We start from the raw sequence: 26,492 nt of genomic DNA, 5'->3' as shown, positions 1-26,492 counted from the left end.
TTGGGCTTATTCAAATTAGGGACACGCCCTAGTAAAGAAAATTGTGAAGATTTAGGATTTGCAATAGTCTGTATGTTCTATGATGCTATTAATCTTTCTGAATTTAAATTATGGTTGGATATAGTTGTCAGAGATACTCCTATTGATACAATTCCATTGTATATTTTTGATTTGATTGATTTTGATAAGAGTATAGGGGAAATTTATGATGTAATTGGAGTCGTTAATTATGGTTACATTTCAAATGATCAAAAAAATGCATTAACGGGCATTGCCTTCTTAAGGGGGATAGATGTCTATGATCCGCCTATTTCAAAAGAAAAAGCATTAAAAGCCTTAGAGAAATATCCTGAAATTTATCAGAGGTTTCAGCATTTCTTTCCTTTTGTAGAGCTTCCGCTTTTTTAAAAGACAATATGCCGTCTGAAAAGTTTTCAGACGGCATTTTTTATTTCTTCCAGTAGGCGGGGGTGAAGAGGATGAAGACGGTGAAGATTTCCAGCCTGCCCAAGAGCATGGCGGTAACGCAGATCCATTTCTGCATCACGTCCAAACCGGCGTAATTGCCGGCGGGCCCGACTTCGCCCAGGCCGGGGCCGGCGTTGGTGATGCAGGCGATGACGGCGGTGAAGGCGGTGGTAAATTCCATACCGCTCGCCATCAGCAGGAAGCTGAAGAGGACGACGGTCATAAAGTAGATGAAGATGAAGGACATAACGGTCAGCGCGAGGCGGTCGGGTATGGCCTTGCCGCTGATTTTGACGGTGCGGACGGCTTTGGGGTGCAGCAGCACCATCATTTCGCGCAGGCTGAATTTGAACAGGACGAGGGCGCGTATGGTTTTGATGCCGCCGCCGGTCGAGCCGGAGTTGGCGAGGATGTTGGCGAGGAAAAACATCCACAGGGAAATCAGGAGCGGCCATTGTGCGAAGTCGGTGTTGGCCAGCCCGTTTGCCAGTCCGATGGAGACGAAGTTGAAGGCGGTGTAGCGCAGGGATTCGGTAAAACCGGCGTAATAGCCGGTGTGCCACAGGTACAGGGCGGCGGCAAGGATGCTGCCGGAGAGCAGCAGCAGCATCGTCCGGCATTCTTCGTCTTTCCAATAGGTTTTGAGGCTGCGGCTGTTGAGGGCGGCGAAATGGTTGGCAAAATTGATGCCGCCGACAATGGTGAAAACGATGATGACCGCTTCGATGAGGGGGGAGTTGTAATAAGCTATGCTGGCATCGTGGGTGGAAAACCCGCCCAGCGAGAGGGTCGCCATCGCGTGACAGACGGCATCGAACCAGCCCATCCCGGCAAAATGCAGGCAGGCTGCCGCGAGGATGGTGATCAGGGTGTAGCCGAACCAAAGTTTTTTCGCCACTTGGGAAATGCGCGGCGACATTTTGCTTTCTTTGTCAATGCCGGGGATTTCGGCTTTGAATAACTGCGTGCCGCCTACGCCGAGCATAGGCAGGATGGCGACGGCAAGGACGATGATGCCCATCCCGCCCAGCCAGTTGAGCATATGCCGCCAAAAGTTGACGGAGGGGGCGAGCCCGTCGACGTGGGGGATGACGGTCGCGCCGGTGGTGGTCAGTCCCGACATCGATTCAAAAAATGCGTCGGTAAAGCCCATATTCGGGAAATACAGGTACATCGGCATCGCCGCCATAGCGGCAAACGCCAGCCACAACATCAGGACGAGGGTGAAGCCGTCGCGCGGGCGCAGTTCGCGCCTGAACCGGAGGGTGGCGAGCCGGACGATGCACGAGCCGGAAAGGGTAACGGTCGCGGTGGTGGCGAAGGCGGTGTACGCGCCGTCCGAAAAGGCGTAGGAGAGGGCGGCGGGTATCAGCAGGATAAAGGAAAACAGCATACCCAGTCGGGAGAGGACGTGGGCGATGGGCAGGATTTTGTGCATAGTGGGGCGGTCCGTTATTTTGCGAAGCTTTTCCAGTCTATGCCGCCGGCGGCTTGGACTTGGGTAATTTCTTCCGTTTCGAGGTTGACGGCGGTCAGCTGTCCGCCCCACAGCGCGCCGGTGTCCAGCGAGATGACGTTGTCGGCATTCGTGTAGCCCAGCGAGGACCAGTGTCCGAAGATGATGGTGCGGTCGAGGTTTTGCCGGTCGGGGGCTTTGAACCACGGGCGCAGGTAAGGCGGCATTTTTTTCACTGTGGATTTGTAGTCGAAATCCAGTTCGTTTTTAAAGGTCAGGGCGCGCATCCGCGTGAAGGCGTTGACGATGAAGCGCAGGCGGGCATAGCCTTCCAAACCTTCGTCCCACGCGGCCGGTTTGTTGCCGTACATTTTGGAGAAGAATTTGACGTATTTTTTGCCGCGCAGTTCGGCTTCGGCTTCTCTAGCGAGCGATTCGGCTTTGGCGATGCGCCATTGCGGCAGGATGCCGGCGTGTACCATCACGCGGCTGCCCTCGCGTATCAACAGCGGTTGCGCACGCAGCCAGTCGAGCATTTTTTTTCCGTCGGGGTGTTTGAGTATGGGTTCGATTGTGTCGCTGCGTTTGGGCGCGCCTTCGCCGCAGCCGACAGCGAGCAGGTGCAGGTCGTGGTTGCCGAGGACGATTTGCACGCTGTTTTCGTGCCGGATGCAGAATTGCAGCGTTTCGAGGGATTTCGGGCCGCGGTTGACGATGTCGCCCGTCAGCCAGAGGGTGTCCGTGCCGTGGTTGAAACCGATTTTGCCGAGCAGCGCGGTCAGTTCGTCGAAACAGCCTTGTATGTCGCCGATTGCGTAATGTGCCATTGCAGATGTTGTGAAGTGGGAAAGTGTTGCGGTTCGGACGGCATGGTTTTGAAATATCATGCAGTCCGAACGTGGAATTATGCGTTCAAAACGAGGACGGCTTCGGCTTCGACCTGCACGCCTTTTGGCAGGGAGGCAACGCCGACGGCGGCGCGGGCGGGGAAGGGCTCGGCAATAAATTCCGCCATCACTTCGTTGAAGACGGCAAAATTGCCCAAGTCGGTCAGGTAGGCGTTGAGTTTGACGATGTCGGCCAGCGTGCCGCCTGCCGCTTCGGCGACGGCTTGCAGGTTTTGGAACACTTGGCGCGCTTCGGCGCGGAAATCGCCGTTGCCGACGACGGTCATCGTGGCGGGATCGAGGGGGATTTGACCGCTCATGTAAACGGTGTCGCCTGCTCGGACGGCTTGGCTGTACGCGCCGATGGCGGCGGGGGCTTTGTCGGTGTGGATGATGGTTTTGGACATTTCGGATTCCTCAAAAAATAGGGCGGCAGAAGCCGCAGCATTCGGGATTATCGTACAAAACCGCCGGCTTGTGTAGTTGCGGTGGCAGAAAACAAAACCGCCGAAGGCTCGGCGGTTTGCAGAATAAGGCGCATATCAGAATTTGACGCGCACACCGGCGGACAGTTCGCCGGAACGGACGTTTTTGACAGTGTTGACTTTGCCGATGTAGTTGTAGCGGTAGCCGGCATCCAAATCGACATTCGGGGTAACGGCATAGCTTACGCCCGCCAATACGCCGAGGCCGGTGGAGGTTTGGCTGAAGCTGTCGCTGCCGCCCAAGTCGACGGAGGCGCGGTTGAGGCTCAAGCGCGCGCCGAGATACGGTTTGACGGGCGATTGGGTGTCGAAGTCATAAATGGCGGACGCGCCGATGCTGTAAAGTTTGAAATCGGTGGATGGGGCTTTATAGTTTTTGTAGCGCGTGTAATCGACGGCGAAGCGGAGGTCGTTGATGCGGTAGCCTGCGGAGATGCGCGGGCTGAAGCCTTTGGCAGAACCTAAAGAGCTTGAGGCTTTTGCGTGTGCGGCATCGGCTTGGACGTAAAAGCCGGATGCGCCTTCCGCCAGTGCGGCGGCCGGGATAGCGAGGGCAATCAGTGTGGCAAGTGCTTTTTTCATATTTTGGTTCCTTTATGGTCAGTTAGAAAAATTGTTAAGAATCCGTTAAAGAATCCTGCTGTATTATACTTAAATTTTCTTTTTGCATCGTAATATTTTCAATACTTCAAGATACGTAGCGGTATCCGGCTGCTTTGCCGACGGCAAAGCCGTTAACCCGCGCGTTGCCTTTAAATGGTGGTGGCGGCATCACGCGGCGGATGGGTGAAACTTGCAAACGGTTTGGAAAAAACAGCGGTATCTGTCGGATTGTTGCAGGTGCAGGCATACGGTTTTTTGTGTGCGTCTGTGCCTTAAGCGTCGGACATTTCCGGCGGCGGCTGTGCCGTCTGAAACGCCCGGCGGGGGATGCGGCTGCGTTTTCCATCGATAAGCATATTTTCCGGACGCGTTCGGGGCGGGTTTTCCCGGGCGGCCGCCGATTTGTTTGCGCTTATATAGTGGATTAAATTTAAATCAGGACAAGGCGACGAAGCCGCAGACAGTACAGATGGTACGGAACCGACTCACTTGGTGCTTCAGCACCTTAGAGAATCGTTCTCTTTGAGCTAAGGCGAGGCAACGCCGTACTGGTTTTTGTTAATCCACTATAAAAAACATTGCAGCAAATCGTTTAAAAACAAGCGTCCTTTTTCGGTCGGGCGGAATACGGCGGGGTCGGTTTCCAGCAGGCCTTTTTGCCTTGCTGTTTCGATTTGCGCCATGATTTTGGCACTCGGTACGCCCGTGCGTTCCTGCAACATCGCGGCGGGTACGCCGTCGGTCAGGCGCAGGGCGTTCATCATGAACTCAAACGGCAAATCTTCGGCGGCGACGGTTTTGCGTTCGACGGCTTCGCTCGGTCGGTTTTGCATTAAGGCGAGGTAGTCGTTGGGGTGGCGGCGGCGGACGGTGCGCTCGATGCGGTCGGGATAGGAAATTTTGCCGTGCGCGCCCGCGCCTATGCCTAAATAATCGCCGAACTGCCAGTAGTTCAAATTGTGGCGGCACTGCATGGCTGGTTTCGCAAAAGCCGATGTTTCGTAGTGGACAAAACCCGCGCTTTCCAGCGCGCCGTGTACCGCGTCTTCGATGTCGAGGGCGGCTTCGTCTTGCGGCAAACCTTTCGGCGGCGTATGACCGAACGGCGTGTTCGGTTCCATCGTCAGATGATACGCGCTGATGTGGGTCGCGCCCGTAGCGATAGCGGTTTGTACGTCGTCCAATGCCGTCTGAACGGTTTGGTTCGGCAGGGCATACATCAAGTCGATATTGACTTTATCAAATAATTTCAAGGCGGTATCGATAGCGGTTAAGGCTTCCTTGCCGTTGTGGACGCGCCCCAGCCTTGAGAGCATATCGTCGTTGAAACTCTGTACACCAATAGAAAGCCGCGTGATGCCTGCGTCTTTAAATCCTTGAAACTTCTCGATTTCAAATGTCCCCGGATTGGCTTCCAAGGTAATTTCCGCTTCCGGCTGCAAGCGCAACAGCGAACGCACGCCGCTCAATAAACGGTCAATCGATTCCGCCTGAAACAGGCTGGGCGTACCGCCGCCGAAAAAGATCGTTTCCACCGGCCTGCCCCAAATATTGGGCAATTCGAGCTGCAAGTCGGTCAGCAGCGCGTCGATATAGGCGGCTTCGGGCAATCCGTTTTTCAGGCTGTGGGAATTAAAGTCGCAATACGGGCATTTTTTGATGCACCACGGGATGTGGATGTAAAGCGACAGGGGCGGCAGGGCGGTGAGTCGGGTGCGGTTTGGAAAGGAAATGGTGTGCATGGTGTGGTTCGGAAAAGTGGACAATGCCGTCTGAAGGCGGTTCAGACGGCATAGGTTCAGCCGAGCAGGGTAAGCAGTTCGGCTTCGCTGAGGACGGAAACGCCCAAGGCATTGGCTTTTTCCAGCTTGCTGCCCGCGGCTTCTCCGGCGACGACGTAGTCGGTTTTTTTGGACACGCTGCCGGAAACTTTGCCGCCTGCGGCTTCGATTAGGGATTGGGCTTGGTCGCGTTTGAGCGTGGGCAGGGTGCCGGTTAATACAAAGGTTTTGCCTGCTACGGCTTTATTGATGCCGTCTGAACCTTGCGCCGCCTCGTCTTCAGACGGCATTTGCGCGAAGAAGGTTTTCAGGTTTTCGAGTAGGGCGGCGTTTTGTGGTTCGCTGCGCCATGCTTGCCAGTCGGCGGGGAGGGCTTTGTCGTTTTGTAGACCTTCTATGTTTTTACCAGCGAGTTCCCATAAGGCTTGGGCTTTGTTTTCGCTAATTTTGAAGTCGGGCAGGCGGGCGATCCAGCGTTGCGGTTCGGCGTGGCGGGCGGGCGGGATGGTAACGGCTTGGGTTTGCGGGGCAACGCCTGCGGCGAGCAGTTCGTCTATCATCGCCTGCTGTTCGGCTTGGGCGAAGAAGTGGGCAATGGAATGCGCCACTACCGTACCGATGTCGGGCAGGCAGGCGAGGACGGGTTCGGGGGCGCGGCGGACGCGTTCCAATGTGCCGAATGCCTGCGCCAGCGTTTTGGCGGTGCGTTCGCCGACGTGGCGGATGCCGAGCGCGAACAGGAAGCGCGCGAGTTCGGGCGTTTTGCCGGATTCTATGCCCCCGAGGATGTTTTCCGCCCACTTGACCGGTTGTTTTTTATGTTTGCCCGACGCGCCGACCGAACTGCCTTCAGACGGCGTTTGATCCGATTCGGCAACGGTTTTGTCCGTCGTTTCTTTCATTTTTTGCAGGGTCGGAATATCGAGGCGGTAGAGGTCGGCGAAGTGGCGGACGAGGTCTTGGGCGACAAGCTGTTCGATTTGTTTTTCACCCAAGCCGTCGATGTCCATGGCTTTGCGCGAGGCGAAGTGGATTAAGCCTTGCGCGCGTTGTGCCTGACAAAGCATACCGCCGCTGCATCGGGCGACGGCTTCGCCTTCTTCGCGTTCGATTTCGCTGCGGCAGATGGGGCAATGGGTCGGCAGGCGGTAGGGCTTGTGGAGCGGAACGGATTGGGTTTGATTAGCGGACGGTGTTTCGGCAAACAAATCGTCCTGCCGATGCCCGATGCCGTCTGAAACAGCAACGGCGGTTTCCTGCATCGGGCGGCGTTCAAAAATCACACGCACGACTTCGGGAATCACGTCTCCAGCGCGGCGCACGACGACGGTATCGCCGACGCGCACGTCTTTTCGGGAAACTTCGTCCTGATTGTGCAGGGTGGCGTTGGTAACGGTTACGCCGCCGACGAATACGGGTTGTAATCGGGCAACCGGCGTTACCGCGCCCGTCCTGCCGATTTGCACGTCAATCGCTTCGACAATGGTCAGGGCTTCTTCGGCAGGGAATTTGTGGGCAATCGCCCAGCGTGGCGCGCGTGAGATGAAGCCGAGTTCGCGCTGTTGCGCCAAGCTGTTGACTTTGACCACCATACCGTCGATTTCGTAGGGCAGTTCGGGGCGTTTTTGCTGCATTTGTTCGTAAAACGCCAATACTTCGTCGATATTTTTGAAACAGCCGAAATTGCCATTTGGCAGACTGAAGCCGAGTGCTTGGAAATAGGCGAGTTCTTGGATGTGTTCTTCCGCGACGAAACCGCCTTGCTGGCGGGCGACGGAGTAGGGGAAAAAGTGCAGTTTGCGTTGCGCAGTGATGCGCGAATCGAGTTGGCGCAGGCTGCCGGCAGCGGCGTTGCGCGGATTGGCAAAGGGTTTTTGCCCGTTTTCGGCTTGTCTTTTATTGAGGGCGGCAAAATCGGCTTTTTGCATCAGTACTTCGCCGCGTACTTCGATGAGTTCGGGCGTATTTTCGCCGTGCAGCCGCAGGGGGATGTTGGCGACGGTTTTGATGTTTTGGGTAACGTCTTCGCCCGTTGTGCCGTCGCCGCGCGTTGCCGCCTGTACCAATACGCCGTCGCGGTAGAGCAGGCTGATGGCGAGGCCGTCGAATTTGGGTTCGATAACGTATTCGGGTTTGCCGCCGTCCAAACCGTCGCGCACGCGTTGGTCGAAAGCGTACATTTCGGCATGGTCGAACACGCCGTTTTCATCTTGCGGGGAAAAAGCGTTGGTCAGCGACAGCATCGGCACTTCGTGGCGCACTTCGGCAAATCCCGCTAAAGGCTCGCCGCCGACGCGCTGGGTCGGACTGTCGGGCAGTTTGAGCTCGGGATGGTTTAATTCCAACGCTTCGAGCTCGCGGAATAATTTGTCGTATTCGGCATCGGGTACGCTGGGCGCGTCGAGGGTGTAGTATTCGTAGGCATAGCGGTTGAGCAGGTCGGTGAGGTGGCGGATGTGTTGTGCGGCAAATTGTTTTATATCACTATCAGACGGTTTAAGAAGATTGGTAAAGTTAGTGTTATGTTTTGAGTTTGGATTCATGAGAGAAGGTTTTCAGACGACCTTTGTCTGATACGGGATGAAACGGGCAAAGGTCGTCTGAAAAATGATAGGTTGAAAACAGCTGAATTTTACCCGAAAAAAAGCGGATATGCCGTAACGACATATCCGCTTTGATTGCATTCGATTTTAGGAGAACAGGCGCAATGCGGTTTTGCCGCCCGGTTCGATACCGACTTTGAGCATCTCGGACTGACGAGCCAATACATAAGTGCGTACGTCTTTGAGCCATTGGGTCGAAACTTCTTCCATTTTGTCGTTGACCAGATTCAGGTTCAACTGGCCGGACAGGCGTACCGCCAAATCCATAAACAAATCGTCGAAGGTTTTTTCGCCTGCCGGAGAGTGCGGGATGTCGAGCAGCATACTGAAGCCTTTGTAGGACTGGTTGTCCAAAAGGGCATTGGTAAACGGCTCGTTGTTGAGCGAGCAGATGGAGAACATGGTCGAGCCCGACGTGTCGGTATAGTGGAACGCGCCGTCGTCTTCCAGGACGAAACCCACGCCCGTTACGGCGGAACGCAGTTCTACGCCGCTGATGCTGGTCGGGGAAACCAAATGGATGGCGATGGTCTGGTCGACGCGCGCGCAGAATGCGTCCAGTGCGGAAGCCACTTCGATAAAGGCGGCAAGGTCGGTGTGCAGCGTCTGACCGCCCATGCTTTGTGCGAATGCGTCCACCTGGCGGTTGAATGCGGAGAGTTCTTCCTGCGAGGCAAGTCCGTTGCGGCTGACTGCCTGAATACCCACGATAAATGCCTGATAGCGGATGCCCGGGATGGGTTCGGCAATCTGGAAATGGTCGTCCATGGTGCAGCCGACAATCTGGTAGCGGCAGCGGTTGGAAAGGCGCGGCAGTGCGTGCAGTTCTTTGGCTTCGGTCAGCGCGATATAGGAGATGAAGTCGAAGCGCACGTCAAACCAGGGTAATTCGACTTTTGACAGTTCTTTGAGCGTAATCAGCGGTTTTGCAGGTGTTTGCGGAACGGGTGCAGGTTTTGCCGGCGCGTCGGCAGGTTTCGGTGCGGAATGTCCGGTTTGGGGTTCGGAAACGGTGTGGGCGGAGTTGCCGATAATGCCGCTTTCTTCCAAGGCGGTTTCGATTTCGGTTTTGAACGGGGAGGCTTTTGCCTGTTTCTGCTTGGCGATGTAGACGGCATCCTGTTCTTGCAGGTTGCGCATGGCGGGGTCTTGGGGTTTTGCCGTTTTTTTGACCGCCGGTTGGGGTTTCGGCATCATGACTGACCCGCCGGACGGTTTGCCGTCGCGGACATGGCTGGTTTTGCTGTTGAGCAGGGCATCTTTGTCGGAGTGTCCGAACTGGTCGCGCACTTTTTTGCGGTATTGGTTTTCCTGATACATATTGTAGGCGACAACGGCGAGGACGGCGGCGAGGAACAGTACGATGTAAATCATGGCAATCACTTTAAATTTCGGGATGCAGGATGCGCAAAGTGCGGGTACTGCGGTTAAATCGGGCTTGCGTTTCCGGCAGTCTGACGGAACGGCCGGCTATAACGTTTGAATTATAACGAAAATTGCAGGGTCTGACAGCAGTGTGTCGAAATAAGCGGAAATTTTCCGAAATGCCGTCTGAAATCTGTGGTTTTCAGACGGCATTTCTGTCCACGGGAAACCCTTTCCCCCGTATCCGCCGCCAGTCGAAAAAATGGCCGGGGTCGGTTTTGCGGCCGGGCGCGATGTCTTGGTGCCCCGTTACCGCCGTGATGGGGTAGCGGCGGCAGAGGGCTGCCAACAGCGTTTCGAGCGAACGGTATTGCGCTTCGGTAAAGGGTTCGAAATCGCAGCCTTCCAATTCGATGCCGATGGAAAATGCATTGCATTTTTCCCTGCCGCCGAATGAAGACACGCCGGCGTGGTATGCCATATTGTCGCAGGAAACGAACTGTACCGTTTCTCCGCCGCGTTTGATTAAAAAATGGCTGGATACGCGCAAAGTGTGTATCAGGCTGAAGAACGGATGTCCGTCGGGGTCGAGCCGGTTGGCAAACAGCTTTTCCACCGCATCCGTGCCGTATTCGAACGGCGGCAGCGAAATGTTGTGCAACACGATCAGGGAAACCGTTTCCCCCGTTTCCCTCGGGCTGAAATTGGGCGACGGGGTATGGCGTATGCTTTGAAGCCAGCCGTTTTGCCAGTGTGCTTCGGCGTGATTGTCCATGATGTTCTTCCTGTCCGGCGGGTAATTTGGGTTATACTGTCGCCCGAATTTTAAGACGTATTCCGAATGCTGGGAATCCTACCATGTTGAGAAAATTGTTGAAATGGTCTGCCGTTTTTTTGACCGTGTCGGCAGCCGTTTTCGCCGCGCTGCTTTTCGTCCCTAAAGACAACGGCAGGGCATACCGAATCAAGATTGCCAAAAATCAGGGTATTTCGTCGGTCGGCAGGAAACTTGCCGAAGACCGCATCGTGTTCAGCAGGCATGTTTTGACGGCGGCGGCCTACGTTTTGGGTGTGCACAACAGGCTGCATACGGGGACGTACAGACTGCCTTCGGAAGTGTCTGCTTGGGATATCTTGCAGAAAATGCGCGGCGGCAGGCCGGATTCCGTTACCGTGCAGATTATCGAAGGTTCGCGTTTTTCGCATATGAGGAAAGTCATCGACGCAACGCCCGACATCGAACACGACACCAAAGGCTGGAGCAATGAAAAACTGATGGCGGAAGTTGCCCCTGATGCCTTCAGCGGCAATCCTGAAGGGCAGTTTTTCCCCGACAGCTACGAAATCGATGCGGGCGGCAGCGATTTACGGATTTACCAAACCGCCTACAAGGCGATGCAACGCCGCCTGAATGAGGCATGGGAAAGCAGGCAGGACGGGCTGCCTTATAAAAATCCTTATGAAATGCTGATTATGGCGAGCCTGGTCGAAAAGGAAACAGGGCATGAAGCCGACCGCGACCATGTCGCTTCCGTCTTCGTCAACCGGCTGAAAATCGGTATGCGCCTGCAAACCGACCCGTCCGTGATTTACGGCATGGGTGCGGCATACAAGGGCAAAATCCGTAAAGCCGACCTGCGCCGCGACACGCCGTACAACACCTACACGCGCGGCGGTCTGCCGCCAACCCCGATTGCGCTGCCCGGCAAGGCGGCACTCGATGCCGCCGCCCATCCGTCCGGCGAAAAATACCTGTATTTCGTGTCCAAAATGGACGGCACGGGCTTGAGCCAGTTCAGCCATGATTTGACCGAACACAATGCCGCCGTCCGCAAATATATTTTGAAAAAATAAACCATGCCGTCTGAAAAGTTTGTGTTTTCGGACGGCATACCCTTACCGGAACTGCAAGCATGAAACCGCAATTCATCACTTTGGACGGCATAGACGGTGCCGGCAAATCCACCAACCTTGCCGTCATCAAGGCATGGTTTGAACGGAGGGGGCTGCCCGTGCTGTTCACGCGCGAGCCGGGCGGAACGCCGGTCGGTGAGGCCTTGCGCGAAATCCTGCTCAACCCTGAAACCAAAGCCGGTTTGCGTGCGGAAACACTGATGATGTTCGCCGCCAGAATGCAGCATATTGAAGACGTGATATTGCCTGCACTTTCAGACGGCATCCATGTCGTGTCCGACCGTTTTACCGATGCAACCTTCGCCTATCAGGGCGGCGGGCGGGGAATGCCGTCTGAAGACATTGAAATTTTGGAACATTGGGTGCAGGGCGGTTTGCGCCCCGATTTGACCCTGCTGTTGGATGTGCCGCTGGAAGTGTCGATGGCGCGTATCGGGCAGACGCGCGAGAAAGACCGGTTCGAGCAGGAACAGGCAGATTTCTTCATGCGTGTGCGCAGCGTTTATCTGAACCGTGCCGCCGCCTGTCCCGAACGGTACGCCATTATCGACAGTAACCGCAGCTTGGATGAAGTCAGAAACAGCATAGAAAAAGTGTTGGACGGACATTTCGGCTGTTGATGCGGCAAATATTGAAACAAGCGCATCCGCCCGCGCCGAAAATCAAACGGCAGTGCCACAGGTGAAAATGGCGGTATGCGCCAAACTTTCGGCATGATAGAATTACGCTTAGTTACAAGGCAGGATGCGTCGGCAATATTAACGAACCGCCCGTAACCCAATGTCTCGAAAGTGTTTCGGACAGTCCGATTCAAATCTTTTTCTCGCAACAGGATTGACACATGGAAAACTCATTGAAAGAAGCCGCCCTCAAGTTCCACGAATTACCCGTTCCGGGCAAAATTTCCGTTACCCCGACCAAATCTCTGGCGACCGACAAAGATTTGGCGTTGGCGTACTCTCCGGGCGTAGCCGCTCCTTGTATGGAAATCCATGCCGATCCGCAAAATGCCTACAAATACACCGCCAAAGGCAACTTGGTCGCCGTCATTTCCAACGGTACCGCAGTGTTGGGTTTGGGCAACATCGGCGCATTGGCCGGTAAACCTGTAATGGAAGGCAAAGGCGTATTGTTCAAAAAATTCGCCGGCGTTGACGTATTCGATATCGAAATCGATGAAAAAGACCCGCAAAAATTGGTAGACATCATCGCTTCTTTGGAACCGACTTTCGGCGGCATCAACCTCGAAGACATCAAAGCGCCTGAGTGCTTCTACATCGAACGCGAATTGCGCAAACGTTGCAAAATCCCTGTATTCCACGACGACCAACACGGTACCGCCATCATTACCGCTGCCGCCGTATTGAACGCCTTGCGTTATACCGGCCGCAAAATTGAAGAAGCAACTTTGGTGTGCTCCGGTGCAGGTGCTGCAGCGATTGCTTGCTTGAACCAATTGCTGGATTTGGGTCTGAAACGTGAAAACGTAACCGTCTGCGACTCAAAAGGCGTGATTTACAAAACCCGCGAAGACAAAGATCGCATGGATGAGTCTAAACAGTTCTACGCCATTGAAGACAACGGCCAGCGCGTATTGGCCGATGCGGTTAAAGGCAAAGACATCTTCTTGGGTCTGTCCGGCGCGAACCTGCTGACCCCCGAAATGTTGAACACGATGAACGAAAAACCCATCGTGTTCGCTATGGCCAACCCGAATCCGGAAATCCTGCCGCCGCTGGCAAAAGAAACCCGTCCGGACGTGGTTATCGGTACCGGCCGCTCAGATTTCCCGAATCAAGTAAACAACGTATTGTGCTTCCCATTCATCTTCCGTGGCGCGTTGGATGTCGGCGCGACCACCATCAACGAAGAAATGAAACGCGCCTGCGTGTATGCTTTGGCGGATTTGGCGATGGAAGAAGTGACCGAAGAAGTGGTTGCCGCTTACGGTAAGAAATTTGAATTCGGCGCGGAATACCTGATTCCGACTCCGTTCGATTCCCGCCTGCTGCCGCGCGTTGCTACGGCTGCCGCCAAAGCAGCGATGGAAAGCGGCGTGGCAACCCGTCCGATTGCAGATTTGGAAGCTTACGCTGCCAAGCTGAGCGAATGGAAGCTGTAAGCCGTTTGCGGTTTAAAATGCCGTCTGAACTGTTTTCAGGCGGCATTTTGCTGTCAGATTGATATAGTGGATTAACAAAAATCAGGACAAAGCGACGAAGCCGCAGACAGTACAGATGGTACGGAACCGACTCACTTGGTGCTTCAGCACCTTAGAGAATCGTTCTCTTTGAGCTAAGGCGAGGCAACGCCGTACTGGTTTTTGTTAATCCACTATAAATGAAAGATACTGGAAAATGAAAGAGATGAAACCTGTCCGTTATCATATTGGCGATATGCCCGAGACTTCAAAACAAACCGCCTCCCGTCATGACGACAGGGCAGTGGGTGTTGACGATGATTGTTTTCATGATTCCTTTGGTCAATTTTTGTTTGGGTGTTCGGCAGAGGCAACCCGAACCGCGCCAATTTCTGTAAAGCGCAGTTGCTTATTTACCTGATTGGTTCGCTTATCGGTTTGGTCTTCGCGTTGTTTATAGGTGGGTCTGTATCGGGTACGCATGATTAATGACCCGGGCTGATTTTGCTTCGAGGATTTGTATCGAATATGCCGAATTGTTTCAAATTTCATACCGTTATCGAACGGCATTGGCAAAAACCTTATCCGGTTTTGTCTTTTCTGCTTAAGCCGCTCTCCGGGCTGTTTGCCAAAATTGCGGCAAAACGGCGGACGGATTTTTTATCGGGAAAACGGCAAAGCGAAAAGCTGCCCGTGCCTGTGGTCGTGGTCGGCAACATCCATGCCGGCGGTACAGGAAAAACGCCGATTGTTGCCGCGCTGGTGTCGGGTTTGCAGGAAAAAGGTGTCAAGGTCGGCATCATCAGCCGGGGCTACGGGCGCAAGAGCAAGGCGGTTCATGTATTGAATGAGAAGAGCCGGGCGGAAGATGCGGGCGATGAGCCTTTGCTGCTGTTCCGCAAAACCGGCGCGCCGACGGCGGTGGGCAGCAGCCGTGCAGAGGCAGGCAGGGCGTTGCTGGCGGCGCATCCCGACATCGGACTGATTGTGGCGGACGACGGTTTGCAGCATTACGCCCTGCGGCGAGATGTGGAAATCGCGGTGTTTCCGGCGGCGGATACGGGGCGCACGGATTTGGATTTACTGCCCAACGGCAGTTTGCGCGAACCTTTGTTGCGGCTGGATTCGGTGGATGCGGTCGTCGTCAGCGGCGGCAAGGCGGATGTGTCGTTTATGCCGTCTGAAAATATGTTTCACAGCCGTATCGAAGCGGGACGGATTTACCGTTTGAACAATCCGTCCGAAATACTGGACACAGGCCGTCTGAAAAATCAAACCGTCGTCGCCGTGGCAGGTATTGCCAAGCCGGCGCGTTTTTTCGATTCGTTGCGGAATATGGGCATTACCGTGAAGCGAACCGTCGCGCTGCCTGACCACGCCGACATTTCGGCGGCAGATTTGCCCGATGCGGACGCGGTCATTATTACGGAGAAAGATGCGGTCAAATTTTCAGACGGCATTTGCACCGATAATGTTTGGGTGTTGCCCGTTTGTGCGATAATCGAACCTGATTTGGCGGCGTTTGTGTTGGAGCGGTTGGAAGATGTACCGAAGGCCGTCTGAAAGCACGGTTTGGGCGGAGTGATTACGGATTTGAATAAGAACGCCTCGCGCCGTCATTCCCGCGCAGGCGGGAATCTAAGTCTCGAATTTTCAGGAATGCCTAGGAGGCTTCAGAAATCCCAAATCTCCGGATTTCCACTTGGACAGGAATGAGAAAATCGGTCGTATTTTTTATCTGCATTAATCATTCGTTAAAGTATTGAATATTAAACTGAAAACCTTGTTATTGCCCTTCGCCACGCTGGCATTGTGCACCAACGCTTTTGCCGCCCCGCCCAGCGACGCGTCGTTGGCGCGTTGGCTGGATACGCAGAATTTTGACCGGGATATAGAAAAAAATATGATTGAGGGCTTTAATGCCGGATTTAAACCGTATGCGGACAAAGCCCTTGCCGAAATGCCGGAAGCGAAAAAAGATCAGGCGGCAAAAGCCTTTAACCGCTATCGTGAGAATGTTTTGAAAGATTTGATTACGCCCGAAGTGAAACAGGCTGTCCGCAATACTTTATTGAAGAATGCCCGTGAGATATACACGCAAGAAGAAATTGACGGCATGATTGCCTTTTACGGTTCGCCTGTCGGTCAGTCCGTCGTTGCCAAAAATCCGCGCTTAATCAAGAAATCGATGAGTGAAATAGCAGTATCTTGGACTGCATTGTCAGGGAAAATCGCGCGACATCATCTGCCCGCGTTTACGGAAGAGTTGCGGCGCATCATCTGCGGCGGTAAAAATCCCGATGCGGGCTGTAAACAAGCCGGACAGGTTGGGAAAAGGCATCAGAAATAAATGATAGCCGTCTGAAATATTGAAGAGGGCATCCGATTGATTGAACCATCAAACCCGAAAGCAACCCTATGGAAAAAAAATTCTTAGACATCCTCGTCTGCCCCGTTACCAAAGGCAGGCTGGAATATCATCAGGACAAACAGGAATTGTGGAGCCGTCAGGCGAAGCTTGCCTATCCGATTAAAGACGGCATTCCCTATATGCTGGAAAACGAAGCGCGTCCGTTGGGCGAAGAGGAACTCGAAGCATGACCGAATTCGTCGTATTGATTCCGGCGCGGCTGGATTCGTCGCGCCTGCCCGGAAAAGCCTTGGCGGACATCCACGGCAAACCGATGGTCGTGCGCGTTGCCGAACAGGCGGCAAAAAGTAAAGCTGTGCGCGTCGTCGTTGCCACCGACCATCCCGATATTCAGACGGCCTGTCAGGCGCACGGCGTCGAAGTCGTCATGACTTCAAACCGGCACGAAAGCGGCACGACGCGCCTTGCCGAAGCCTCTGCCGCGCTGAAGCTGCCGCCGCATCTGGTGGTTGTCAACGTACAGGGCGACGAGCCGCTGATTGCACCTGAACTCATCGACCGCACCGCCGAAGTACTCGTCGAAAACAACGTCCAAATGGCGACCGCCGCCCACGAATTGCACGATTTCGACGAATTGATGAATCCCAATGCCGTCAAAGTTGTCCTCGACAAAAACCGCAACGCCATCTACTTCAGCCGCGCCCCGATTCCCTATCCGCGCGATGCGATGCGTGCAGGAAAACGCGAAATGCCGTTTGAAACCGCCGTCCTGCGCCATATCGGCATCTACGCCTACCGCGCCGGCTTCCTGCAACGCTATGCCGAAATGAGCGTTTCGCCGCTGGAAACCATCGAATCGCTGGAACAGCTGCGCGTCCTGTGGCACGGCTACCCGATTGCCGTCGAAACCGCCAAAGAAGCCCCCGCCGCCGGTGTGGATACGCAGGAAGATTTGGATAGGGTTCGCGCTGTATTTCAGACTATATAAAATAGATTCAAAGGGAAAAGATATGCAGCAACATATTGAAAAGTGGCAATACTTGAGCCGGGAAGAACAGAAAATCCTTGCCGAAGTATGGGGTCTCGTGCAAAACGATGATCAGGAGGTTCACTATGAAATGCTTAAATTGAACGCACCCGACGAAGCCAGTGGCGAATTTTGGTTCAGAATGGCAGAAACACTCAGCACCCTGCCGCCCAACCGTTCCCTCGACCTTAGAATGAACGGCGGCAGGCTGGCGACCGCCGTATCCATCCTTTCCGTCATGATTGAAGACAATCCCGACATACCGCAGCTTTGGGCGCAAAAAATTACCGCCCTCAATTATAGTGGATTAAATTTAAACCAGTACGGCGTTGCCTCGCCTTGCCGTACTATCTGTACTGTCTGCGGCTTCGTTCGCCTTGTCCTGATTTTTGTTAATCCACTATATTTGGCACACGGACACAAAGCCCGTGCCGACGGTTTGGCACAACAGCCCGACAAAGCGGCAGAAGCCAACGAGGAGGAATACCTGACCAAAGCCCTGTCGCAAAACCTGCTGTCAACATTGGATGTCGCGCTTGCACGTTTTCCTGAAGACGCGTGGTTTCAGGAAATCAAACAGGATGCACAAAAGCATTTTGCTTGAGGATGTGGCAGTCAGGAATATTTCCATTCAGGAAGAAAAGAAGTGCCTGATTGGGTATAATCAGGGTAAATCTTATTTTATTTCAAAAGATTAATATTTGCTTTCCATTTTTCCTTGACGGTATCGGAAAAGTTGATTATAGTTACAGCTTCCTTAGGAGTAATGGCTGAGAGGCTGAAGGCACTTCCCTGCTAAGGAAGCATGTGGGGTCAACCTGCATCGAGGGTTCGAATCCCTCTTACTCCGCCAGATAAAAAATAGACGCTGTGTTTTACAGCGTCTATTTTTTTATGCAATTTTATAGCGGGTTGGTGCAAAACCAGTATGGTATTGCCCTGTCTTGATTCTGAATTTTGTTATAGTGGATTAACAAAAACCAGTACGGCGTTGCCTCGCCCTAGCTCGAAGAGAACGATTCTCTAAAGGTGCTAAGCACCAAGTGAATCGGCTCCGTACTATCTGTACTGTCTGCGGCTTCGGTCGCCTTGTCCTGATTTTTGTTAATCCACTATAATCCGAGATGCTTGCCGTTTATTTCCGCCTCGTTCAAACGGCGGCTCTGATTTGCGTGGTTTCTGTTTGCCGTATTCGCCTATCCGTACCGCAAATGTTATACTGGGAAAAATTTACTGATTGTGTTTTATGGCATATTTGCCGATAGGATGGAAGAGACAAATGAGCAGAATCCGGCAGGCTTTTGCCGCTTTGGATGGCGGAAAGGCATTGATTCCCTATATTACGGTGGGCGACCCCGATATTCGGACAACTTTGGCATTGATGCACGGCATGGTTGCAAACGGTGCGGATATTTTGGAGTTGGGCGTGCCGTTTTCCGATCCGATGGCGGATGGGCCGGTTATTCAGCGTGCGGCGGAGCGGGCGTTGGCAAACGGGATTTCGCTGCGCGATGTCTTGGATGTCGTCAGAAAATTCCGTGAAACCGACACGCAAACGCCGGTTGTTTTGATGGGATATTTGAACCCTGTACATAAGATGGGTTATCGGGAGTTTGCTCAGGAAGCCGCAAAGGCGGGTGTGGACGGCGTGTTGACGGTGGATTCCCCTGTCGAAACCATCGATCCGCTCTATCGCGAGCTGAAGGATAACGGGGTCGACTGTATTTTCCTGATTGCGCCGACGACGACGGAAGACCGTATTAAAACCATTGCCGAGCTGGCAGGCGGATTTGTCTATTATGTTTCGCTCAAGGGCGTAACGGGCGCGGCAAGTTTGGATACGGATGAGGTTTCGCGTAAAATAGAGTATTTGCATCAGTATATCGATATTCCCATCGGTGTCGGTTTCGGCATCAGCAATGCGGAAAGTGCACGCAAAATCGGCCGGGTTGCCGACGCAGTTATTGTCGGCAGCCGGATTGTGAAAGAAATCGAAAACAATACAGGCAACGAGGCTGCCGCCGTCGGTGCTTTGGTAAAAGAGTTGAAGGATGCCGTGCGCTGACGGCGGTTCCTCATCCTGAATATTTTAGGAGTTGTCCATGAGCTGGTTAGATAAAATCCTGCCACCCAAAATCAAGAATCGCGGAAAAGACGGTTCTTCCAATGTTCCCGAGGGTCTATGGCACAAATGCCCGTCTTGTTCGGCAACCGTTTATTCTACCGAGTTGCAGCAGAACAATCAGGTTTGTCCGAAATGCAACCACCACAATCCGTTGTCGGCACGACAACGCCTGAATCTGCTTTTGGATGAGGATGGCAGAGAGGAGATTGCCGGAAATGTCAAACCGACCGATCCTTTGAAGTTTAAAGACAGCAAAAAATATCCGGATCGTTTGAGTGCGGCACGCAAGCTGACCGGGGAAGATGATGCTTTGGTGGTAATGAAAGGCAAGATGAACGGTCTGCCCGTCGTCGTTGCCGCGTTTGAATTCCGCTTTATCGGCGGTTCGATGGGTTCGGTTGTGGGCGAACGATTCGTACAAGGTATCCGTCGGGCGGTTGCCGACAATTGTCCGTTCGTCTGTGTGGCGGCTTCCGGCGGTGCGCGTATGCAGGAGGGTGTGAACTCATTGATGCAGATGACGAAAACCAGTGCCGCGCTGCATTTGCTGACGGAAAAACGCCTGCCATTTATATCGGTGTTGACCGATCCGACTATGGGCGGCGTATCCGCCAGCTTCGCATTTTTGGGCGATGTCGTGCTTGCCGAACCGAACGCGCTGATCGGTTTTGCCGGTCCGCGCGTGATTGAGCAGACGGTGCGCGAAACGCTGCCGGAAAGCTTCCAACGCGCCGAGTTCCTGCTGGAAAAAGGCGCAATCGACCAGATTGTCGACCGCCGCGATATGAAGCGGCGCATCAGTGATTTGATTACGCTGTTGTGCCGTCAGGACAAAGTTTCCGCCGCTTGATGGCTGATGAATCGAATACCGTCTGAAACCGATGTTTCAGACGGTATTTTTGTGTCTGGTTATTTGTTGTGCGGCTTTATCGACGGGGCATAGCGTCCGGCACGTTCTTTCAGGCGTTGTACCAAACCTTTCGTGTCGGCGGGTACACCGCCCTCGCAGAATGCCTGATACAGGACGGTGCGCAGTGCGTCGTTGCGGCTTAATGTACCGCCTATCGGTTTCCATTCGGCGTTTCGGGGCTGTATCCAGCGGCGGTTGACCGTGTCGCCGTAGCCGAACACTTTATAGGAGGAAGGTTTGCCGTTGCCGAACCTGATGGAGAAGCGGGCGCAGAATATGCCTTCGGCAGTCAGGTTGTCGTAGCCTTTGTCGGAGCGGATATTGAGAATGTAGCGGATGCTGCCGTCGGGCGCGGGCATAATTTGCAGGCTGTCGAGCAGGATTTTCGGCTGTTTGCCGTAATTTTCATCCACATAAATGTCGAACCAGCCGTCCGAGTGCGTATCGGGCAGCGGCGGCAGTTTGGCGGTATGTTCTTTAAATTCGCGGGCGGCGGCCTCTTCGGGCGTTTCGCGGTAGCGGGTGTTGATCGGCGTGTCTTTTTGGCTGAAGCCGGCAGCGAGGGACGTGCCGGCGGCGAGTGCGAGCAGCAGGAGGGCGGTGCGGCGCATAAGTTTCTCCAAATTGAAAACGGCGTTATTTTATGGGTTGGCAAAGGGGGCTGCAAGCAACTGGGGTATAATCTCCCCCCGATTCCCATTTTTTAAACGGTACAAACGATGAACAGCGAAACTTTAGACGTAACCGGATTGAAATGTCCCCTGCCGATTTTGCGGGCGAAAAAGGCTTTGGCGCAAATGCAGCAGGGCGACGTGTTGACCGTTCTGGCAACCGACGGCGGCGCACCGGGGGATTTTGAGGCTTTTTGCCGCCAAACCGGTCATGTGCTGTTGGATGCTTCCGAACAGGACGGCGTGTTCACGCTGGTCGTCCAACACAAATAAATGCCGTCTGAAATGCGGATGTCCCGATTGATGTTATTGCTGTCGGCATTTGTGCTTGCTGCGTGTAATGCCCAAAACCGGCAATCCGGTGTACGGCATCAGGATTTCGCGCGTGTAGCCGTCGATTTGTTTCGGAGTGCCTGCGTCCTGACTCAAGGCAGTTTTGAATCGGTTTCCAAGTTTGCCGCTGTCGGACATTTTGTCCCTGTCGGAAAGGAAGACCTGTCCCATCTGCCGCCCACTGTTGCAGAACCCGATGTACAGGCGTTGTGGACGCTTGAACGCGATGGCGGCATTTATTATTTGAGCCTGACGCGCGACAGTTGCAGTGTGAAAGCCGAGCGGGCAGACAGTGCCGCGCTGTTGGAACATTTTGACGGACTTGTCCGACAGCCGCCGAAAAATGCCAATATAGAATTGAGGGCGGAACAGTCGGTGCAGGCATCATTTGAAATCCGCCAAGTCAGCTATGCCTGGCGGGAAGCGGGCAGCTCCGAAGAAACCGTATTGACCGCACAAACCGCCGATTCCCCGGATTTACCCGTACAGGCAGTTTTGAACCTGACGCACCGTTCCCACAACGGGAAACCCCTAATTCTCCCCTAACTTCAGACGGCATAAAGTCGGCATGCCGTCTGAACATTCAAATAAAACAAAGGAAAACCATGCAAACCCTGACCATTATCCGCCCCGACGATATGCACCTGCACCTGCGCGACGGCGACGCGCTCAAAGCCGTTGCTCCTTATACCGCCCGCCAAATGGGGCGTGCCGTCATTATGCCCAACCTCAAACCGCCTGTCGTCAGCGTTGCCGACGCGCTTGCCTACAAAGCGCGCATCATGGCGGCATTGCCCGAAGGCAGCGCGTTTGAGCCGTTGATGACGCTTTACCTGACCGACCAAGCCACGCCTGCACTTGTGCGCGAAGCCAAAGCCGCCGGCATCGTCGCCTTCAAACTCTACCCTGCCGGCGCGACCACCAATTCCGATTCCGGCGTAACCGACCTGTTCAAGCTCATCCCCGTGTTGGAAGAAATGGCGAAACAGGGCATTTTGTTCCTCGTTCACGGCGAAGTAACCGACCCCGAAATCGACATCTTCGACCGCGAAGCCGCCTTTATCGGGCGCGTGATGAAACCCGTTTTGGCGCAAGTGCCGAATCTTAAAGTCGTGTTCGAACACATCACCACCGCCGAAGCCGCCCGCCTGGTTTTGGAAGCAGGCGACAACGTAGCCGCCACCGTTACCCCGCAACACCTCCTGCTCAACCGCAACGACCTCTTGGTCGGCGGCGTGCGCCCCCATCATTTCTGCCTGCCCGTACTCAAACGCGAAACCCACCGTCAGGCATTGGTTGCCGCCGTTACCGGCGAGAAGGCGCATAAATTCTTCCTCGGCACCGACTCCGCGCCGCACGCCAAATCCGCCAAAGAAAACGCCTGCGGTTGCGCCGGTATGTTCAGCGCGATGACCGCCATCGAGCTTTATGCCGAAGTGTTTGAAAAAGCAGGCGCGTTGGACAAACTCGAAGCCTTCGCCTCGAAAAACGGCGCAAGGTTTTACGGCATTCCTGAAAATACCGACACGATCACCCTCGTCAAACAAAGCCAAACCGTCCCCGCAAGTATTCCCTACGGCGACGGCGAACTTGTCCCGATGCGCGCGGGCGGCGAAATCGGCTGGACGGTACAGTATTGATGGGGCTGGAAACAAAATGCCGTCTGAAAGGTTTTTCAGACGGCATTTGTGTTGTTGACTGATTGATACGTCAACGGCGTTTGAGTTTGTTACGTTTCGGTTATTTCCGATAAATTCCCACAATTTTCAAATTTCGCCATTCCCACGAAGGCAGGAATCCAGAAATTCGATGCGACCAAAGTTTATCAAAAACGGCAGCAACTCAAAAAACCGGATTCCCGCCTGCGCGGGAATGACGAGATTGAAGTTTCAGAATTTATTTGAAATACCCAAAATTCAAAAAACCAAATTCCCACCTGCGTGGGAATGACGAAACAAAGAAAGCAGAAATAAGGACATAGAACTTTCTTTAAATTTGTGATGCATCAACGGCGTTTGGGCTCGTCGGGGCGGATTTGGGCGGCGAGTTTGTCGAGGATGCCGTTGACGAATTTGTGCCCGTCCGTGCCGCCGAAGGTTTTGGTAACTTCGATGGCTTCGTTGATGATGACGGGGTAGGGTGTTTCGGGCATGGCGGACAGCTCGTGGCAGGCGGTCAGCAGGACGGCGCGTTCGATGGGATTGAGGTCTTTTTCGTCGCGGTCGAGCAGGGGGCGGATTTTTTGGATGTAGTCCGCTGCGTTGGTTTGCGTACCGAAGAAAAGTTTGTTGAACAATTCTTCGTCCGCTTTGGCAAAGTCGGGCATTTCGCGGATGTTTTTAGCAATTTCGGGCGCGGCGGTGCGGTTGATAAGGGATTGGTAAACGGCTTGTACGGCAAGCTCGCGGGAACGGCGGCGGGCTGTTTTCATGATTTTTCCTTGAAACGGTTGGGCGGCACGGTATGCCGTCTGAAACGGAAAGGGCGTATTGGTGTACGCCCTGTTTGTTATTCTTCGTCTTCAAACTGTTCTTCGAGCAGCAGGTTGACGAGGTTGGCGCATTCGACGGCGACTTTGGCGGCATCCGAGGCTTTTTCTTCAATCCGTTCGATTGCCTGCGCGTCGTTTTCGGTGGTTAGGACGGCATTGGCAATCGGGATGTTGTAGTCGAGTGCGACGCGGCTAACCCCTGCTCCGGATTCGTTGGAAACCAGCTCGAAATGGTAGGTTTCGCCACGGATGACGACACCGATGGCAATCAGTGCGTCAAACTTTTCGGAAGAGGCAAGGTTCATCAGTGCGATGGGGATTTCAAGTGCGCCGGGTACGGTGGCGACGGTAATGTTTTCGTCTGCCACGCCCAATTCTTGGAGGGTGCGGCAGCAGACTTTGAGCATTTCGCTGCCGATTTCGTTGGTGAAACGTGCCTGTACGATGCCGATGCGGAGGTGTTTGCCGTCGAGGTTGGGGGCGATGGTGTTCATTGGGTGTCCTTTGGTATTCGGAGGTTTCGGAATGCCGTCTGAAGGTTTCAGTCTTGCGGCTGCCAGTCGGCGACGGTTTGGAATGTGCCGTCTTCGGCAAGCTCCCATGCGCTGCCTTCGGGTTGGGAAAGCAGTGCGGCGGTTTCAGGGTTGGTTTTGGCGATGTCGGCGAGGCTGACGATGCTGAAGTTGTCGGGATCGTCGGTGTATTCGTCGGTCTCGTCGCCGCTGAAGAAACGCCAGCCGCTGTCGTTTTCAAAAACGGGGGCTTCGCGGTAGAGGAAGCCGACGGGCCGGTTTTGTTTGGCGACGGTGTTGGTGGCGATACAGCGGTCGAGTGCCGAGGAAAGTGCTTGTGCAAATGCGTTCATTACGGGAATACGTTGGGGGAAAACTTACGGATTTTACCACGATTCGTGCGTTGTCGGCAGACGGCGGCGGTTTGGTGGTACAATGTGCGCCGTTTGCAGCCTTAAGGTGTTTCTGTATTTTTGGAGTATGGAAACGCATTCGGGCTGTTTTTTGCGGAAGACGGTAATGAAAGACGATGTTTTGAAACAGCAGGCACACGCGGCGATACAGAAGAGACTGGGCTACGCGTTCCGCGATATTTCGCTTTTGCGGCAGGCTTTGACGCACAGGAGCCATCATGCGAAGCACAACGAGCGGTTCGAGTTTGTCGGTGATTCGATTTTGAATTATACGGTGGCGCGGATGCTGTTTGACACGTTTCCGAAGTTGACCGAGGGCGAGTTGTCGCGGTTGCGGGCAAGTCTGGTCAATGAGGGCGTGCTGGCGGAAATGGCGGCGGAAATGAATGTCGGCGACGGTCTGTACTTGGGGGCGGGCGAGTTGAAGAGCGGCGGCTTCAGACGGCCTTCGATACTGGCGGACGCGATGGAGGCGATGTTTGCGGCGGTCAGCTTCGATGCCGATTTCAACACGGCGGAAAAGGTGGTGCGCCATTTGTTTGCCGACCGCGTCCGGTGTGCCGATTTCCAAAATCAGGCAAAAGACGGCAAAACTGCTTTGCAGGAGGCGTTGCAGGCACGCCGCTTTGCTTTGCCGAAATACCGTATCGAAGAGCAAATCGGCCATGCCAACGACAGTATGTTTGTGGTTTCCTGCGATTTGGGCGAACTGGGTTTCGTGTGCCGTGCCAAAGGGACGAGCCGCAAGGCGGCGGAACAGGAGGCGGCGAAAGAGGCTTTGAAATGGCTGGAAGAGAAGCTGCCGCTGAAGAAGAAAAAGAAATGAGGCGGCGCGTGAATATGCCGTCTGAAATGTGGATATGAAAGCGAATATGGATATTGAAACCTTCCTTGCAGGGGAACGCGCCGCCGGCGGATACCGTTGCGGCTTCGTGGCGATTGTCGGTCGTCCGAACGTGGGCAAATCAACGCTGATGAACCATCTCATCGGTCAGAAAATCAGCATCACCAGCAAAAAGGCGCAGACGACGCGCAACCGCGTAACGGGGATTTATACCGACGATACCGCGCAGTTCGTGTTTGTCGATACGCCCGGCTTTCAAACCGACCACCGCAACGCGCTCAACGACAGGCTGAATCAAAACGTTACCGAGGCGCTTGGCGGCGTGGATGTGGTGGTTTTCGTCGTGGAAGCGATGCGCTTTACCGATGCCGACCGTGTCGTGTTGAAACAACTGCCCAAGCACACGCCGGTCATTTTAGTGGTCAACAAAATCGACAAGGACAAGGCGAAAGACCGTTACGCGCTGGAGGCGTTTGTTGCCCAAGTGCGCGCCGAATTTGAATTTGCGGCGGCGGAGGCGGTCAGTGCGAAACACGGATTGCGGATTGCCAACCTGTTGGAGCTGCTCAAGCCGTATCTGCCCGAAAGCGTGCCGATGTATCCCGAAGATATGGTTACGGACAAATCGGCGCGTTTTTTAGCGATGGAAATCGTGCGTGAAAAATTGTTCCGCTATTTGGGCGAGGAATTGCCTTATGCGATGAACGTCGAAGTGGAGCAGTTTGAAGAGGAAGACGGTTTGAACCGCATCTATATCGCCGTTTTGGTCGATAAGGAAAGCCAAAAGGCGATTTTAATCGGCAAAGGCGGGGAGCGTTTGAAGAAAATTTCCACCGAAGCGCGGTTGGATATGGAAAAACTGTTTGATACCAAAGTATTTTTGAAGGTCTGGGTCAAAGTCAAATCCGGTTGGGCGGACGACATCCGCTTCCTGCGCGAGCTGGGTTTGTAGTTTTTCTTGCTGAACTTTACGCAAATGCCGTCCGAACAGGTTTCAGACGGCATTTTGTTTCAATCGGGAATATCTTTGTTAAAAACGGGTTGATATTATCTGTGCATATTATAGTGGATTAACAAAAACCAGTACGGCGTT

General features: G+C 54.0%; 30 protein-coding genes and 1 tRNA gene. 18 read left to right on the top strand and 13 right to left on the bottom strand.

The annotated features are described in order from the left end of the window. Entirely contained in the window at nucleotides 1–408 is a 408-nt protein-coding gene (locus tag HMPREF2959_RS04775; RefSeq protein WP_002243352.1) for a hypothetical protein, read from the top strand. A 40-nt stretch (nucleotides 409–448) separates the two neighbouring features. On the opposite strand, the gene HMPREF2959_RS04770 is transcribed toward HMPREF2959_RS04775, so the two are convergent. The 9 genes from HMPREF2959_RS04770 to ampD all read right to left on the bottom strand — a co-directional run bounded on the left by HMPREF2959_RS04770 (nucleotide 449) and on the right by ampD (nucleotide 10,423). Beyond that, nucleotides 449–1,906: a TrkH family potassium uptake protein gene (locus HMPREF2959_RS04770; RefSeq protein ID WP_002219613.1), complete on the bottom strand. Its 1,458-nt coding sequence runs from the start codon at nucleotides 1,904–1,906 to the stop codon at nucleotides 449–451. A 14-nt stretch (nucleotides 1,907–1,920) separates the two neighbouring features. Beyond that, entirely contained in the window at nucleotides 1,921–2,751 is an 831-nt protein-coding gene (locus HMPREF2959_RS04765) for a symmetrical bis(5'-nucleosyl)-tetraphosphatase (RefSeq protein WP_002219611.1), read from the bottom strand. Between the two features lie 77 nt (nucleotides 2,752–2,828). Beyond that, nucleotides 2,829–3,218: a RidA family protein gene (locus tag HMPREF2959_RS04760; RefSeq protein ID WP_002217718.1), complete on the bottom strand. Its 390-nt coding sequence runs from the start codon at nucleotides 3,216–3,218 to the stop codon at nucleotides 2,829–2,831. Between the two features lie 135 nt (nucleotides 3,219–3,353). Further along, entirely contained in the window at nucleotides 3,354–3,878 is a 525-nt protein-coding gene (gene nspA / locus HMPREF2959_RS04755; RefSeq protein WP_002219609.1) for an outer membrane beta-barrel protein NspA, read from the bottom strand. A 106-nt stretch (nucleotides 3,879–3,984) separates the two neighbouring features. Next, complete coding sequence (locus HMPREF2959_RS12570; protein WP_025459064.1) at nucleotides 3,985–4,245, bottom strand: hypothetical protein; 261 nt, start codon at nucleotides 4,243–4,245, stop codon at nucleotides 3,985–3,987. A gap of 220 nt (nucleotides 4,246–4,465) precedes the next feature. Beyond that, entirely contained in the window at nucleotides 4,466–5,641 is a 1,176-nt protein-coding gene (hemW, locus tag HMPREF2959_RS04745; protein ID WP_002233668.1) for a radical SAM family heme chaperone HemW, read from the bottom strand. Nucleotides 5,642–5,697: 56 nt separating this feature from the next. Continuing rightward, on the bottom strand, nucleotides 5,698–8,223 hold the full coding sequence (gene ligA / locus HMPREF2959_RS04740; RefSeq protein ID WP_002237664.1) for an NAD-dependent DNA ligase LigA: 2,526 nt from the start codon (nucleotides 8,221–8,223) through the stop codon (nucleotides 5,698–5,700). A gap of 147 nt (nucleotides 8,224–8,370) precedes the next feature. Continuing rightward, nucleotides 8,371–9,657, bottom strand: coding sequence for a cell division protein ZipA C-terminal FtsZ-binding domain-containing protein (locus tag HMPREF2959_RS04735; RefSeq protein ID WP_002237663.1), 1,287 nt, complete (start codon nucleotides 9,655–9,657; stop codon nucleotides 8,371–8,373). Between the two features lie 193 nt (nucleotides 9,658–9,850). Continuing rightward, entirely contained in the window at nucleotides 9,851–10,423 is a 573-nt protein-coding gene (ampD, locus tag HMPREF2959_RS04730; protein WP_002243354.1) for a 1,6-anhydro-N-acetylmuramyl-L-alanine amidase AmpD, read from the bottom strand. Between the two features lie 83 nt (nucleotides 10,424–10,506). On the opposite strand from ampD, the gene mltG reads away from it, so the two are divergent. The 12 genes from mltG (at nucleotide 10,507) to accD (ending at nucleotide 20,075) form a co-directional block, all read left to right on the top strand. Then, nucleotides 10,507–11,502, top strand: coding sequence for an endolytic transglycosylase MltG (gene mltG / locus HMPREF2959_RS04725; protein WP_002221290.1), 996 nt, complete (start codon nucleotides 10,507–10,509; stop codon nucleotides 11,500–11,502). A gap of 59 nt (nucleotides 11,503–11,561) precedes the next feature. Next, entirely contained in the window at nucleotides 11,562–12,182 is a 621-nt protein-coding gene (gene tmk, locus HMPREF2959_RS04720) for a dTMP kinase (RefSeq protein ID WP_002226550.1), read from the top strand. Between the two features lie 221 nt (nucleotides 12,183–12,403). Next, nucleotides 12,404–13,684, top strand: a complete 1,281-nt coding sequence (locus tag HMPREF2959_RS04715) for a malic enzyme-like NAD(P)-binding protein (RefSeq protein WP_002243355.1) — start codon at nucleotides 12,404–12,406, stop codon at nucleotides 13,682–13,684. Between the two features lie 235 nt (nucleotides 13,685–13,919). Continuing rightward, on the top strand, nucleotides 13,920–14,123 hold the full coding sequence (locus tag HMPREF2959_RS10960; RefSeq protein WP_204782828.1) for a hypothetical protein: 204 nt from the start codon (nucleotides 13,920–13,922) through the stop codon (nucleotides 14,121–14,123). A gap of 107 nt (nucleotides 14,124–14,230) precedes the next feature. Beyond that, nucleotides 14,231–15,265, top strand: a complete 1,035-nt coding sequence (gene lpxK, locus HMPREF2959_RS04710; RefSeq protein WP_002243356.1) for a tetraacyldisaccharide 4'-kinase — start codon at nucleotides 14,231–14,233, stop codon at nucleotides 15,263–15,265. Nucleotides 15,266–15,470: 205 nt separating this feature from the next. After that, nucleotides 15,471–16,052, top strand: a complete 582-nt coding sequence (locus tag HMPREF2959_RS04705; protein ID WP_002233672.1) for a DUF2059 domain-containing protein — start codon at nucleotides 15,471–15,473, stop codon at nucleotides 16,050–16,052. Between the two features lie 68 nt (nucleotides 16,053–16,120). After that, a complete protein-coding gene (locus HMPREF2959_RS04700; RefSeq protein ID WP_002214187.1) occupies nucleotides 16,121–16,303 on the top strand; it encodes a Trm112 family protein in 183 nt (60 codons plus the stop codon). After that, nucleotides 16,300–17,061 (top strand): 3-deoxy-manno-octulosonate cytidylyltransferase, encoded by a 762-nt coding sequence (gene kdsB / locus HMPREF2959_RS04695; protein ID WP_002243357.1) that lies wholly within the window; start codon nucleotides 16,300–16,302, stop codon nucleotides 17,059–17,061. The genes HMPREF2959_RS04700 and kdsB overlap by 4 nt, the downstream gene beginning before the upstream one ends. A 22-nt stretch (nucleotides 17,062–17,083) precedes the next feature. After that, nucleotides 17,084–17,704 (top strand): 3-deoxy-manno-octulosonate cytidylyltransferase, encoded by a 621-nt coding sequence (locus HMPREF2959_RS13215; protein WP_246829037.1) that lies wholly within the window; start codon nucleotides 17,084–17,086, stop codon nucleotides 17,702–17,704. A gap of 156 nt (nucleotides 17,705–17,860) precedes the next feature. Next, nucleotides 17,861–17,953, top strand: a tRNA-Ser gene (locus HMPREF2959_RS04670). Nucleotides 17,954–18,379: 426 nt separating this feature from the next. After that, entirely contained in the window at nucleotides 18,380–19,165 is a 786-nt protein-coding gene (trpA, locus tag HMPREF2959_RS04665; protein WP_002225501.1) for a tryptophan synthase subunit alpha, read from the top strand. Nucleotides 19,166–19,202: 37 nt separating this feature from the next. After that, nucleotides 19,203–20,075, top strand: a complete 873-nt coding sequence (gene accD, locus HMPREF2959_RS04660; RefSeq protein ID WP_002226545.1) for an acetyl-CoA carboxylase, carboxyltransferase subunit beta — start codon at nucleotides 19,203–19,205, stop codon at nucleotides 20,073–20,075. 59 nt (nucleotides 20,076–20,134) lie between these two features. Here the strand turns inward: accD and HMPREF2959_RS04655 are convergent, their stop codons facing one another. Beyond that, nucleotides 20,135–20,746 carry a CNP1-like family protein gene (locus HMPREF2959_RS04655; RefSeq protein WP_002217698.1) on the bottom strand — a complete coding sequence of 204 codons (612 nt, stop codon included), beginning with the start codon at nucleotides 20,744–20,746 and terminating at the stop codon, nucleotides 20,135–20,137. A gap of 108 nt (nucleotides 20,747–20,854) precedes the next feature. On the opposite strand from HMPREF2959_RS04655, the gene HMPREF2959_RS04650 reads away from it, so the two are divergent. From HMPREF2959_RS04650 to pyrC, 3 genes are read left to right on the top strand one after another with little or no spacing between them, the layout of a single operon-like run. Next, nucleotides 20,855–21,079, top strand: coding sequence for a sulfurtransferase TusA family protein (locus tag HMPREF2959_RS04650; RefSeq protein ID WP_002222784.1), 225 nt, complete (start codon nucleotides 20,855–20,857; stop codon nucleotides 21,077–21,079). After that, complete coding sequence (locus HMPREF2959_RS04645; RefSeq protein ID WP_002226543.1) at nucleotides 21,080–21,685, top strand: NMCC_0638 family (lipo)protein; 606 nt, start codon at nucleotides 21,080–21,082, stop codon at nucleotides 21,683–21,685. Nucleotides 21,686–21,744: 59 nt separating this feature from the next. Then, nucleotides 21,745–22,779 (top strand): dihydroorotase, encoded by a 1,035-nt coding sequence (gene pyrC / locus HMPREF2959_RS04640; RefSeq protein WP_002236810.1) that lies wholly within the window; start codon nucleotides 21,745–21,747, stop codon nucleotides 22,777–22,779. A gap of 365 nt (nucleotides 22,780–23,144) precedes the next feature. On the opposite strand, the gene nusB is transcribed toward pyrC, so the two are convergent. From nusB to HMPREF2959_RS04625, 3 genes are all read right to left on the bottom strand, one after another. Further along, nucleotides 23,145–23,570 carry a transcription antitermination factor NusB gene (gene nusB / locus HMPREF2959_RS04635; RefSeq protein ID WP_002221275.1) on the bottom strand — a complete coding sequence of 142 codons (426 nt, stop codon included), beginning with the start codon at nucleotides 23,568–23,570 and terminating at the stop codon, nucleotides 23,145–23,147. A 77-nt stretch (nucleotides 23,571–23,647) separates the two neighbouring features. Beyond that, a complete protein-coding gene (ribH, locus tag HMPREF2959_RS04630; RefSeq protein ID WP_002214167.1) occupies nucleotides 23,648–24,124 on the bottom strand; it encodes a 6,7-dimethyl-8-ribityllumazine synthase in 477 nt (158 codons plus the stop codon). Between the two features lie 47 nt (nucleotides 24,125–24,171). Beyond that, nucleotides 24,172–24,495 (bottom strand): DUF2185 domain-containing protein, encoded by a 324-nt coding sequence (locus HMPREF2959_RS04625; protein ID WP_002219594.1) that lies wholly within the window; start codon nucleotides 24,493–24,495, stop codon nucleotides 24,172–24,174. A 166-nt stretch (nucleotides 24,496–24,661) separates the two neighbouring features. On the opposite strand from HMPREF2959_RS04625, the gene rnc reads away from it, so the two are divergent. Continuing rightward, on the top strand, nucleotides 24,662–25,381 hold the full coding sequence (rnc, locus tag HMPREF2959_RS04620) for a ribonuclease III (RefSeq protein WP_002219593.1): 720 nt from the start codon (nucleotides 24,662–24,664) through the stop codon (nucleotides 25,379–25,381). Nucleotides 25,382–25,427: 46 nt separating this feature from the next. Next, entirely contained in the window at nucleotides 25,428–26,351 is a 924-nt protein-coding gene (gene era, locus HMPREF2959_RS04615) for a GTPase Era (RefSeq protein ID WP_002222780.1), read from the top strand. The last annotated feature ends 141 nt before the right edge of the window (nucleotides 26,352–26,492 follow it).

Origin of the sequence: Neisseria sp. HMSC070F02 (genome assembly GCF_001814225.1) — a bacterium.
GTDB classification, from domain to species: domain Bacteria; phylum Pseudomonadota; class Gammaproteobacteria; order Burkholderiales; family Neisseriaceae; genus Neisseria; species Neisseria meningitidis.
This window is presented reverse-complemented; position numbering and strand designations above follow the sequence as displayed.